The 13170-nt window shown below is 46.3% G+C and carries 9 protein-coding genes; 7 read left to right on the top strand and 2 right to left on the bottom strand.

The genetic code is table 11. The features are described from left to right. Nucleotides 1–11: 11 nt before the first annotated feature. Complete coding sequence (locus tag DQX04_RS05485) at nt 12–902, bottom strand: LysR family transcriptional regulator (RefSeq protein ID WP_111914906.1); 891 nt, start codon at nt 900–902, stop codon at nt 12–14. A gap of 129 nt (nt 903–1031) precedes the next feature. On the opposite strand from DQX04_RS05485, the gene DQX04_RS05480 reads away from it, so the two are divergent. The 3 genes from DQX04_RS05480 to DQX04_RS05470 are packed head-to-tail and all read left to right on the top strand — an operon-like array spanning nt 1032 to nt 5696. Then, nucleotides 1032–2435 carry an NADH-quinone oxidoreductase subunit L gene (locus DQX04_RS05480; protein WP_111914905.1) on the top strand — a complete coding sequence of 468 codons (1404 nt, stop codon included), beginning with the start codon at nt 1032–1034 and terminating at the stop codon, nt 2433–2435. Continuing rightward, entirely contained in the window at nt 2435–4885 is a 2451-nt protein-coding gene (locus DQX04_RS05475; RefSeq protein WP_111914904.1) for a DUF2309 domain-containing protein, read from the top strand. Before DQX04_RS05480 ends, DQX04_RS05475 begins: the two co-directional genes overlap by 1 nt. Before the next feature lie 10 nt (nt 4886–4895). Continuing rightward, on the top strand, nt 4896–5696 hold the full coding sequence (locus tag DQX04_RS05470) for a DUF6671 family protein (RefSeq protein WP_111914903.1): 801 nt from the start codon (nt 4896–4898) through the stop codon (nt 5694–5696). Nucleotides 5697–5711: 15 nt separating this feature from the next. On the opposite strand, the gene DQX04_RS05465 is transcribed toward DQX04_RS05470, so the two are convergent. After that, a complete protein-coding gene (locus DQX04_RS05465; protein ID WP_111914902.1) occupies nt 5712–6599 on the bottom strand; it encodes a DUF368 domain-containing protein in 888 nt (295 codons plus the stop codon). Between the two features lie 190 nt (nt 6600–6789). Here DQX04_RS05465 and prfC point away from each other — a divergent pair, with 190 nt between their 5' ends. From prfC to radA, 4 genes are read left to right on the top strand one after another with little or no spacing between them, the layout of a single operon-like run. Continuing rightward, nucleotides 6790–8379 (top strand): peptide chain release factor 3, encoded by a 1590-nt coding sequence (gene prfC / locus DQX04_RS05460; protein WP_111914901.1) that lies wholly within the window; start codon nt 6790–6792, stop codon nt 8377–8379. A gap of 29 nt (nt 8380–8408) precedes the next feature. Further along, complete coding sequence (locus DQX04_RS05455; RefSeq protein ID WP_111914900.1) at nt 8409–10346, top strand: M1 family metallopeptidase; 1938 nt, start codon at nt 8409–8411, stop codon at nt 10344–10346. A gap of 60 nt (nt 10347–10406) precedes the next feature. Continuing rightward, complete coding sequence (locus DQX04_RS05450; protein ID WP_207801098.1) at nt 10407–11702, top strand: dicarboxylate/amino acid:cation symporter; 1296 nt, start codon at nt 10407–10409, stop codon at nt 11700–11702. Further along, on the top strand, nt 11702–13069 hold the full coding sequence (gene radA / locus DQX04_RS05445; RefSeq protein WP_111914898.1) for a DNA repair protein RadA: 1368 nt from the start codon (nt 11702–11704) through the stop codon (nt 13067–13069). The genes DQX04_RS05450 and radA overlap by 1 nt, the downstream gene beginning before the upstream one ends. The last annotated feature ends 101 nt before the right edge of the window (nt 13070–13170 follow it).

The raw sequence follows: 13170 nt of genomic DNA, 5'->3' as shown, positions 1-13170 counted from the left end.
TTCCCTTTTATTCAGTGTCGGCTCAAATTTGCTTTTAAGATTTGCCGAACTGTGTCGTTTTGCATTCGCTGGCGCATAGTTACAGCATAAAAGTGTTCGAACGTATGTGGAAGTAGTTGATACACTTTTAATAAACCATTTTGAATTTCGTCCTGCACCACCACGGGTGGGAGCATCGATAGGCAGCCACTGTCACGTGCCAAGAGGCGCAACATAGCCATATCGTCAGCTTCGGCTTTAATGGTTGGGGTATATTCAAATGTGGAGCAGTATGCGTCGAAAGTTTTGCGAAGCTCCGTCGATTTATTCGGTACGACCCAATTCACATTTTCGTAATGGTCCGGAAAAGTGCTGTAAGTTTCTCTTAAGTCCGGTGGGCCAATAATGGCTAATTGTTGTCGAGATACTAACTGGCACTGCCATTGTGAATCTGTAGAAAAATCGCTCGGCACCATATTGGTGAGGGCTAGATCTATTTCATGATTACGAAGCTTTGGTAGAAGTTGTTCGGCAGCGATGGTATGCAGTGAAATCTTTAAGTTGTCTTGGCTGAGTAACGGGCGAATGAAGTGCTCAATAAAATTCCGAGATAGATTAGTGAGCACGCCAATTTGAATATGTTTTTGTGTTTCTTTAAAACCACTTTTTAATAAGGTTTCTAACGACTCTCCTGTGCTGAAAATGACTTCTGCATACTCAAGTACCTGTTTTCCTGCTTCGGTAAGCACAAGCGACTTTTTCTCTCTTTTAAAAAGCTGATGCCCAGTAGCCTCTTCTAAATTCTTAATTTGCATCGACAAAGCCGACTGCGACACATGAAGTTGATGCGCCGCCTCTGTTAGGTTTCCGGTACTTGCCACTTTCCAAAAGTAATGTAAGTGCTTGTAATTTAGTCGATTCATAAATCCTCAGAAGATTCTGCATTGCATATTCAAATATCTTACTTAAGATTTTCTTAAGTGTTTTATAAGTTTAATCTATTTTACTTGCGTTTGCGATGTTGAAAGAATCCTGTCACTACAGGAGGGGATATGGCAGAACTATTTGTTTTCACACCGTTTAGAGTCACTATGTTGCTGATGATTCTAGTTGTGGCCTTTGCGGTTATTAACTTCTCGAAGGTTGCGTTGCAGGAAGAGCCTCGGAAGTCGGTGTACTGGCGGTACTTGTTTGGTACGTTGGGTTCTGTTTTTATCGTGATCGTAAGTAACCACTTACTGATTTTGTGGCTTGCTTGGGTTTGTATCAGTTTATGCGTTCATAACCTTCTACTGTTTTATCCTGAACGTCCGCGCGCACTCCTTGCTGCTCATAAGAAGTTTATCATTGCACGTATTGCCGAGATCTCACTGCTCGGTGGGTTTCTTCTCTACGGTTTTCATGTCGATAGCTTCTACCTTTCTGATTTACTAAGCCGTGCCCCAGAACTAGACATGAGCGCACCTGCAATAGTAGCAGGCTCGACGCTTATTGCTGTTGCAGTACTACTCAAATGTGCACAACTTCCCGCGCACGGATGGCTTATTCAAGTTGTTGAAAGCCCCACACCTGTTTCCGCTCTTCTTCACGCTGGTGTCGTAAACCTGGGTGGCTTCTTGCTCATTGTTCTTGCGCCAATCGTGCTTGCGGTAGACGCGGCAAGATGGGTGATTCTTGTTGTTGCAGGGCTGGGCAGTATTGTTGCGGCACTTATTATGACCACTCGAATAAGCTATAAGGTTCGCCTTGCATGGTCGACGAGTGCGCAAATGGGACTCATGTTGGTTGAGATTGCACTTGGTATGTACGAACTCGCTGTTGTGCATATTGTTGCGCATTCGTTCTATAAAGCTTACGCCTTTCTAAGCTCTGGCAGTGCCGTGAATGAAACGGGTGTACGTCGCCTTGCCGTTGCAGGGCGTGTAAATGTTTGGGACTGGTTGATCGCAGGGCTTTTTACAGTGTTGATGATTATTACCATGCAACAGTTTGTGTCTAGTGTGCTAGTGGAGCAATTCCGAGTACATAAGCAAGAGTCACTAGCAATGCTCTTGCTGCTGGCGGTTGCGGTGACCATGTTTATTGCGCAGCGCCACTCTGTTTTGCACAAAGGCGCATTAGTGCCTTACCTGTTTGCCGCCTTGGGCATCGTGGCATTGTATTTCAGTCTGAAGTTTCTCGCTTCATGGGTTGTTCCGAGACACGTCAATACTCCGGCGGTTTTCCTTTCTCTTGCAGATATCTGGATAAGCACTCTGGTTCTTGTTTTAGCCTTTCTGAGTTTGCTACTTCATCAATTTCCACATACGCAATGGGCTCAGAAACTTTCTATGGTTCTTTTCGCAGGCCTTTACATCGACGAGTGGGCGACACGACTAACACTAACCTTATGGCCGATTCATCAAGAGCGCGTTAAAGGCGTTGTCGTGGAGCAAAGCAATGGAGGTAGCCAATAATGTTAAATGTTCAAACCAATGTTACTTGGTCTGACACACAAGAGAGTGCTGTGCTACAAGCCTGCTCACGCATTGCTCCTACGTGGCCTTTAGACAAGAGTATCGCGGTAAACCCGTGGTGGAATTTTAAAGACAACTCTTATGTGGAAACAGCTGAGAAGCTACATAGGCTTGCCGGTGTGCGCGGTTATATGGGGGCTGAAAAATATATACATGCGTTGGCCTCTGGCGCCATCGATAAAGATTGCGTGAAGCAAGCGATAGTGAGTACCGAGTTCGAGGGGAGTTTTGAAGATTGGCAGGCATGTTTGAGTCAACCTGAACCTGCGCGCATACAACCATTATTCTCTGCTCATGTAGACGCAGTTAGAGATCGCCACTACATGAAGTGGGAAGAGGAGATTACACACCAAATTAGCCAATTCTGCGCTGCTCACTTTCAGTCTCTGCGCGCCATGCTGAAAAAGCCTAAAGTCGAGCAGAAAATGTCGCTGTACCAACACTGGTTAGAGGTGACACGTGTCGATTACGGACTTTCTATCGTGTTGTCCGCACCGAATGTACGGCAATATTTAGAACTATTGCCAACCGATGCCGAAGAAGCTTTGGGTATGATGGTCTCAGAATTAGAGATTTCTGACGATGCCCTTGAAGACTTTGCTTTGGCTTGTTTATACGACATTCATGGTTGGGCCTCTTGGGTGGCCTATCGGCAATGGCATGAGCAACACCCCACTGGTGATACTTCGCACGCCAGTTTTGTGCAACCGAACGAGCTTAAAGAGCTACTCACTATTCGTTTGGCATGGGAGTGGATTGTTTTTAAATACATGCAGCGCCACGAGGCGCTGATGTTTGACGATTGCCTAGCGCGTTGGCAAGAGCAGTCAGAATTGAGTATGAGTGACTTAGCGGTACATAAACGCTATTTCCAAGCCTTGGAAGTAGGAGCTCTAGCCCTTGAGTTCAGTTACCAGCAACACCTGGCGACAACATTAAGTAAAAGCGAACCAGTAGAAACGGGAGAAGAGAAGAAGCAGCTACAAGCCGTATTTTGTATTGATGTGCGTTCCGAAGCGATGCGAAGAGCTCTTGAGCAGCAGGGCAAGGGTATCGAAACTTTCGGTTTTGCCGGCTTTTTTGGGATGCCAATTTCTTATCGACCACTAGGCAGTAATCTTAGCCGACCTCAACTCCCTGGCTTATTGAGTCCGGCTGTTAATGTTTCTGAGTCGTTATCGAACCAGCAACTGAATAGTCGTAAAAAGAAATTGAACTGGAAAGCACGCGTGAAAACGTGGTCAAGCGCTGCCGCATCTTCATTTTCCATGGTAGAAAGTTTAGGAATTAGCTATGGCTTGAAATTGCTGAAAGGTAAAACCCAGCCCAATAAGCTGAACGATTTGAGCAAAGTGAGTCAGTGGAGACTGTATCAAGGTGAAAACGATGTGCCCTTGGATGCGCAGACGGATATTGCTTACGGTGCTTTGAAGGGTATAGGTATCTATTCGTTTGCACCTACGGTTCTACTTGTTGGGCATGAAAGTCAAAATCAGAATAACTTGCACGCAGCATCTTTAGACTGTGGTGCCTGTTGCGGGCAAAGTGGTGCGATTAATACTCAAGTGCTGTGCCAAATATTGAACAACACAGAAGTTCGCTCACAGCTGGCGCAGCGTGGTTTAAGTATTCCTGCAGATACTCAATTTATCCCTGCTATCCACAACACCACGACCGACCAGATTTCTGCTGCAGAACAGTGTTCTACGAACTTACAAGAGACACTCGAGCGTGCTTCGCTGCTTTGTAGGAAGTTACGGTTTGCCGCACAACAGCCTGATCAAATTCAGAACGAAGGGTTAGAAAGCGACAAGGCAATAAAGCGCACATTGGAAAAGCGTGCGACCCGATGGTCTGAACAACGCCCTGAGCGAGGGCTGGCAGACAACGCCGCCTTTGTTATTGCGCCTCGCGCTAAAACTGAACATCTCGACTTTGGCGGCAGGGCGTTTATGCATGGTTACGAGAAGGATTCCGACCCTGATAATAGCATTCTAGAGCTACTCATGACCGCGCCAATGGTGGTCGCCCACTGGATAAACATGCAATACAACTTGTCTGTTTGTGAGCCATTTAAATTCGGGAGTGGCAATAAACTGCTGCATAACGCTGTGGGTGGTGGAATAGGCGTTTTTGAGGGGAATGGAGGTGATTTGCGTATTGGCCTGTCTCGCCAGTCGGTACATGACGGAAGTAAGTGGTTGCACACGCCGCAACGTCTCTCAGTGGTGATTGCTGCAGAGCAAAAAGATATAGAGAGCGTGTTAAATAAACATCCAGATCTCCAAAACTTGGTGAGCAATCACTGGCTGCATATTTTGCAATGGCAAGACAGCGGTAGCTTACTTCGCTTTAACGGTGACACTTGGCTACAAGTCGCAGGGCAGTAGAGGAATAGTTATGGCATTCGCAGTTTTAATGACTAAGCATGACAAGGGAAAAGTAGTTGCGCCGGTACTTCGCAATGTGGGTCTTCGTGTTGTTGAGAATCCTTATTGGGACACTGACCAATTAGGTACGTTTAGTGGCGAAAAGGCGAGAAAGAATTCTGCGCAAGAATGTGCGTTAATTAAGGCTAAAAAAGCGGTTGAAGTGACAGGGATGGACATTGGACTAGGAAGTGAGGGTACGTTTGGCGGAGGTCCTATGCCAGGCATTATGAACTGGGATGAAGAAATACTTTGCTACTACCAAAAAAGCACTGACCGAGTCATTTACGCGCACGCCTCGGGACCTTTCAATGGCAAAACGATAACACTGAGAAGCCACAGTGAAGCGATGGATTTTGTGAACCAAGCAGAAAAGGAGCAGGCGTTAAATTTAACGGTGAAAGATGAATTTCTAAAAGGTGTCTTTCCAGAACAATTCAGAGCTCTTTTGGTGAATTCCGCAGAGCATTTAACTTGGCCGTTAATCGTTGAGCCTGACCTGCGGGCGATGAATTGTCCACAACGTCGAGAAATTATTCAAAAGGCAGCGGAAGACTTAGCTGTGAGACTGTGTTCTATGTGCCCAGAGTGTGAAGCACCTAACTACGTGGTGAAAACCCGAGAAGCTGGTTTACCCTGTGAGCAATGTACGTTGCCAACTCAGCTTCCGCTATATGAAGTACTTGCTTGTGATGAGTGCGGACACGAAGAGAAGAAAGCGGTTGAGAGCTCGCAGGCAAGCTCTCAGCATTGTGCTTTGTGTAACCCTTGAACTCTTCGCTATGAACTATGAGCTTTCTGTGGTGGTGCCGAATAACTTTTCTAAATGAAGCAACAATTGAATTAAAGCACCGCCCAGAATAAACGTAATCACCGCGATAAGCAGATAGCTTTCTGTATGTACTTCGGCATACTGCGCGGGCGTGACCAAGTTCCCCTCGACTTGCCACGGCCAAATACGTAGTAACGCACCGAGCACTATTCCTGAGAGCACGGCTAGCATTGCGTCGTGCACACGGTGCAATGCCCAATTGAGTACCCGTGAGAATACCAATAGACCGGAGATACAGCCCAAAGCAAAAACTGCTAATACGGTGATTTCAAGATTACTCACTGCTGCTGTGATGGGCGCGTACATTCCCATAATCAGTAACAGGAAACTGCCTGAAATACCAGGTAGCATCATGGCGGAAATGGCAATAAAACCGGCACCAAAAAATAATACTAACGACGGGTCGTTATGCATGGGGGTTAGTGCGGTGACGAGCACGGCAAATACTGCTCCCACGACAAAGAGCAATGCTCGCAAAGCGCTCCACTGCACCTTTTTGAGCAACATAGGCAGTGAGGCAATAATAAGCCCACAGAAAAAGCTCCACACTGGCACAGGGTGAGTTTCCAGTAAAAAGCTAATCAAGTTGGCGAGGCTAAATATAGCGGTAAGAATGCCTAGAAAAACACACAGAAGGAATGTGCCGTCTACGTGTTGCCAAAGTTTCTTGATTTGACCTTTAAGTAAAAGCTGCACTGCGCTTACATCAAAAGAGGTTAAAGCAGCAATGAATCGTTCATAAATTCCCAGAATAAAGGCAAGCGTTCCACCGGAAACTCCCGGCACAATGTCCGCCATACCCATGCTGGCGCCTTTTATAAACCACTGTATGTATTCTTTCATGACTATATAAGTTGTTTTAATTATGGGGCTAGTTTACCTGAGGAAGGAAACGAAGTAATCCTTTTACCGTAAGTTATAAGGTGCGATGTAACGCTAAATTCTGCTAATATAACGGCAAATTATTGAACCGCTTGCGCCAACCTTATTGATGGCCCGCGACAGACAAACAGAAGCTTGGGATAGAAGTTACATGGCAAGTGTCGACTTAAAAAAACACATTGATCAACGCAGAACTTTTGCAATTATTTCTCACCCGGATGCGGGTAAAACCACAATTACCGAGAAAGTGCTTCTACACGGTCAGAAGTTACAGAAAGCGGGAACGGTAAAAGGGAAGAAGTCTGGGCAGCATGCCAAGTCGGACTGGATGGAAATGGAGAAAGAGCGTGGTATCTCGGTAACTACGTCGGTAATGCAGTTTCCTTATCACGACGGACTTATTAATTTACTCGACACCCCTGGCCACGAAGACTTCTCTGAAGATACATACCGCACACTAACGGCGGTGGATTCGTGCTTGATGGTGATTGACGCTGCCAAAGGTGTTGAGGACAGAACCATTAAGTTGATGGAAGTTACACGGTTACGCGACACGCCAATTCTTACCTTTATGAATAAGCTAGACCGCGACATACGTGATCCGCTAGAGCTTCTAGACGAAGTTGAAAGTGTTTTGAATATCATGTGTGCTCCTATTACTTGGCCTATTGGGCAGGGTAAACAGTTTAAAGGCGTATACCATTTAATGCGTGACGAAACGATTTTTTATAAAACGGGTCAAGGTCATCGCATTCAAGATTTAGACGTGATCAAGGGCCTAGACAACCCTGAGTTAGATGAGCGAATTGGTGTTTACGCTGAAGAGCTACGCGAACAAATTGAGTTGGTTAAAGGTGCTTCTCATGAATTCGACAAAGAGCTTTTCCTAGAGGGTGAGCTTACCCCTGTGTTTTTTGGTACGGCATTAGGTAACTTTGGTGTAGACCACATGCTCGACGGTTTATTGGAGTGGGCACCTAAACCGCAACCGCGTGCAACAGAGCAAGGCGAATTAGTTGCCGCCGACGGGGACAAGTTTTCGGGCTTTGTCTTTAAAATCCAAGCGAATATGGACCCAAAACACCGAGACCGGGTGGCGTTCTTGCGTATTGTTTCGGGTGTATATGAGAAAGGCATGAAAATGAAACATGCCAGAACGGGTAAAGACGTTCGTATAGCTGATGCGTTGACGTTTGTGGCAGGAGACCGTGAAGCTGTTGAGAAGGCATACCCTGGTGACATTATCGGTTTGCATAACCATGGGACCATTCAAATTGGTGACACCTTTACTTGGGGAGACAACTTCAAGTTCTCGGGTATTCCTAATTTTGCTCCTGAATTATTTAGACGTATTCGATTAAAAGACCCATTGAAACAAAAGCAACTGTTGAAGGGGTTGGTGCAACTTGCTGAAGAAGGTGCGGTTCAGGTATTCAGACCAATGATTTCGAACGACTTAATTGTTGGCGCTGTGGGCGTGCTGCAGTTTGACGTGGTTGTACACCGCTTGAAGTCTGAATATGGTGTAGATGCATTGTATGAGAATATTCAGGTCGCTACGGCGCGCTGGGTAAGTTCAAGCGATGCCAAGAAATTGGATGAATTCCAACGAAAAGCGCAAGCTAACCTAGCGTTAGACGGCGGTGATAACTTAACCTATATTGCTCCTACAATGGCGAACTTGTCGTTAACACAAGAACGCTACCCAGATATTGAGTTCCACAGAACGCGAGAAGTGTAATTGCAAGACTAACCATAAGGAATAACGGTATGAATGTACGTGGATGGACAAGTTATTTGGCAACCTGTACGTTGCTGAGCGCAGCCTTGATAGGCTGCTCTGAGAGACCTGCGCCGCTTGAAGAGCGCATTGCGCAGCCGGAAGCGGAATTTCAGGCGACCGAACATTATCGCGTGCCGACACCTACCGAAGACCTTCATAGTTTTGCGAATACCGACGAGGTACGAGCGCCCCATTTACATTTAAACTTAAACGTAGACTTTGAAACCGAGACGCTTTCAGGCTACGCGCAATATGATTTAGAGTATGTGAAGCCAGAAGCCGACATGATGGTTTTAGACTCTAAGTTTATTACGATAGAGCGGGCAGAAGCATGGGTTGACGAGGCATGGGTAGCCACTACGTTTGTGTTAGGAAGTTCAGACCCTGTGTTGGGCACACCGGTGTACGTAGATTTACCTAATCAAACGCCGAAAATTCGCATTCACTACACGACCTCACCTGAAGCGACAGGTCTTGATTGGGTTGCACCTGAAGGAACAGCGGGTAAAGAGCATCCGTTTTTATACAGTCAGTCGCAACCGCATTATGCGAGAACATGGATTCCGATTCAGGATACACCTGCACAGCGACTCACCTTCACTGCAGAGTTAACTACGCCTCCACATTTACTGGGTCTAATGGGTGCTCACAACACGCCAAACCCAGAAATTACTGGACACTATGAATTTGAATCTGAGCAGCCTATTCCTTCTTATTTAATGGCTATTGCTGTGGGTAACCTAGAGTTTCAAGCGTTAGATGACCGTATGGCTATTTATGCCGAGCCGGAAGTGATAGACGCCGCTGTTGCCGAGTTTGGTTACACCACAGATATGATGGTTGCCACTGAGCAGATGTTTGGCCCGTTTGAATGGGACCGCTATGACCAAATCGTATTACCGCCTAGCTTTCCTATGGGTGGTATGGAAAACCCGCAACTCGCGTTCTTAACTCCTACAGTCATTGCAGGAGACCAAAGCCTTGTTAATTTGATAGCACACGAGCTAGCACATAGTTGGTCGGGTAACTTAGTGACGAATGCAACATGGCGTGACTTGTGGTTAAACGAAGGCTTTACCTCGTATGTTGAAAACCGAATCATGGAAGCTGTGTATGGGGAAGAGCGAGCTAAAATGGAGCGCATGTTAGACGGTCAATCGCTACGTAGCTCGCTAGAAACGTTGCCAGAACGCGAGCAAGTGTTGCACTTAACTTTGGAGCAACGAGACCCTGATACAGTATTTACGAGCATTCCTTATATTAAAGGGCAGCAGTTCTTATTTTTCTTAGAAGAGCGGTTTGGTCGGGAGTACTTCGATGCCTTTGTGCGTGGTTACTTTGAACACTTTAGCTTTGAGAGTTTAGACACTGAGTCTTTTGAAGTTTACTTAACCGAGAACTTGCTGGAGAAATACCCTGGCGTGGTGAGTGTAGAAGAGGTTAAAACTTGGTTGTATGAACCGGGACTGCCAGAAACAGCAACTGTGCCTGTGGTGCAAGCATTTGAACGCGTGAATGAGATTCAAACAGTATGGCTTGCTGGACAGTCTATTGAAGCGTTAGTGGACGTAAACCAGTGGTCTATTCATGAGCGTTTGTATTTCTTGAACACGTTGCCAGAAGACTTATCGCCGGAGCAAATGGCGAGATTAGATCGTGAGTTTAATTTGACGCAAACTCAAAACAACGAAGTACTTGCTACTTGGTTGCCGATAGCTATACATAACCAATATGAACCGGCAATGCCTCGAGTTCGTCAAATGCTGACCAGTATGGGGCGCATGAAGTTTCTACGTCCTGTTTACCAAGCATTGTTGGAAACAGAAGAGGGCAGAGCGAGAGCTATGGCCATTTATGAGGAAGCTAAGCCTGGTTACCACCTATTAACGCGAGCGGGCGTTGAGGCTATCTTAGAACAAGAATAATATTCGATACTGGTGTGATACTGTATTCAAAATAATAATGACAAAGAGGTTTTTATGAGCATGAAAAAGCTCGGACTTACGGGAAGAATTCTTATCGGCATGATCGCCGGTGGTATTTTAGGTTTTGTTCTCAATCCTTTTAATGTTGACGGCAGCTGGGTCAATTTTTTCCTGATTGACGGCGTATTCCGTGTGGTTGGTGAATTCTTTGTCACCAGTTTAATGATGCTGGTTGTACCGTTGGTGTTCTTCTCGTTAGTTGTGGGTACTTGCTCGCTTTCTGATCCTTCCAGTCTTGGAAGACTCGGTGGAAAGGCCATCGGCCTATATTTGTTTACAACCGCCATCGCTATTTCCATTGCCTTAAGTGTTGCTGCACTTATCGTGAAGCCTGGTAATAACGTAGGTTTAGAGAGACCGGGCACGGGCTCTTTCGACGCGAGTGAAGCACCAAGTTTTGTGGATGTATTGGTAGACATGGTTCCACGAAACCCTATCGATGCGATGGCTGAAGGCAATATGCTGCAAATTATTGTGTTTGCATTGTTGTTCGGTATTGCGATGGCGTTAGCGGGCAAGCCGGGTGAACGCCTGAAGAGCGTTTTCGATGACGTCAATGAAATTATCATGAAGCTGGTTATGCTGCTGATGCATGTTGCACCTTATGGTGTATTTGCATTGATGGCACGCGTTTTTGGCGACTTGGCGGGCGGCGAACTATTACAAGGGCTTGCAAAGTATTTTGTAACTGTATTGGGCCTTCTGTTATTCCATGGCTTTATTGTTTACCCCACTTTGCTGTCATTGATGGCACGCATGAACCCTTTTACCTTCATTCGCAAAATGGGCGGTAATCAGGTTTTCGCATTTAGTATTTCAAGCTCGAACGCCACTATTCCTGTAACACTAAAAACAGTGAAACAGCGGCTCGGCGTAGACAATTCTGTAGCATCGTTCACAGTTCCCCTAGGGGCGACTATTAATATGGACGGCACTGCCATTATGCAGGGTGTTGCTACCGTATTTATTGCTCAAATTTATGGTATTCCATTAGAGTTCACTGACTACCTTATGGTGGTGGCTACCGCTACTCTAGCGTCTGTTGGAACCGCAGGTGTTCCTGGTGTGGGCCTAATCATGCTGGCCATGGTATTGAACCAAGTAGGCTTACCGGTTGAAGGTATCGCGTTGATCATTGGCGTGGATCGCTTGTTAGATATGACCCGTACCGCAGTGAATATTACTGGTGACGCGATGGTGACTACGGTAATTGGCAAGAGCGAAGGTAAGCTCGACGAAACGGTATATAACGACCCTGAAGCAGGCTTAAACGTGCAGAGCTCTAACAATTCATAATGGCGAAGTCTAAACAAAAGACCGGTTATGTCTGCACCGAATGTGGTGCAGACTATCCTCGTTGGATAGGTCAGTGTTCAGAATGTGGAAGTTGGAACACGATTAGTGAAGTACGACTTGGTGCTACTCCTGCAAGACAGCATGTACGTTCAGGTTTCGCTGGTTCAACCCAAGCCAAAGTGCAGCGACTAAGTGAAGTCGACCTAGAACAAGTGCCAAGATTTTCCAGTGGCTTTAGTGAGTTCGACCGCGTGCTAGGCGGAGGTATTGTACCGGGCTCTGCCATTCTTATTGGTGGTTCACCTGGCGCAGGGAAAAGTACCTTGCTTCTTCAAACCATGTGTTTGCTTGCCGAGCAGATGAACGCGTTGTATGTGACGGGTGAAGAGTCTTTGCAGCAAGTAGCCATGCGTGCACAACGCCTAGGTTTACCCACTGAAAAACTCAACATGTTGGCGGAAACCTCAGTAGAAACCATTTGCCATTTGGCTGACGAAGAAAAGCCAAAGGTTATGGTTATAGACTCGATTCAAGTGATGCACTTGAGCGATATTCAGTCGGCGCCGGGCAGTGTTTCACAGGTTCGAGAAGCTGCAGCCTATTTAACGCGTTACGCTAAACAAAACCAAGTGGCGATTATCATGGTTGGCCATGTCACAAAAGACGGTTCTTTAGCTGGCCCGAAAGTACTCGAGCACTGCATAGACTGCTCGGTGATGTTAGACGGTGACGCCGATGGCAGATACCGAACATTGCGCGGTACTAAGAACCGTTTTGGTGCGGTCAATGAATTAGGTGTATTCGCTATGACCGGCGCAGGTTTGAAGGAAGTGAAAAACCCCTCTGCGATATTCCTTTCTAGAGGCGATGACCATGGTACTGGCTCGGTGGTTATGGTGGTGTGGGAAGGTACACGTCCATTATTGGTAGAAATTCAGGCGTTGGTTGACCACTCCCAGTTGTCTAACCCTCGACGTGTAGCGGTAGGTACTGAACAAAATAGGCTTGCGCTATTGCTAGCTGTGTTACACCGACATGGTGGTTTGGCATTAGGGGACCAAGATGTGTTTGTGAATGTAGTGGGTGGTGTCAAAATTACCGAAACTAGCGCAGATTTGGCCTTGTTACTCGCTATTGTTTCAAGCTTTAAAGATCAACAACTTCCGCGCGACTTGATTGTGTTTGGTGAGGTCGGTCTTTCCGGGGAAATCCGCCCGGTTCCGAATGGCTCTGAACGTATTAATGAAGCTGCGAAGCACGGCTTTAAAAGAGCCATTGTGCCGATAGCCAATAAGCCTAAACAAGCTCCAGAAGGAATGGAAGTTCAAGCCGTAACGACCATAGCGGAAGCATTGGAGTTCATTTAACAATAGTGGAACGGGCAACTGTGCTTTAGACTATTGAAATTAAGCCGAAAACAATAATTACACGAGTGACATTATTTCAGGTAGCTAGCTTAGGACGTTAT

Source organism: Aliidiomarina sp. B3213, from assembly GCF_003290085.1.
Classification (GTDB): Bacteria; Pseudomonadota; Gammaproteobacteria; order Enterobacterales; family Alteromonadaceae; genus Aliidiomarina.
This window is presented reverse-complemented; position numbering and strand designations above follow the sequence as displayed.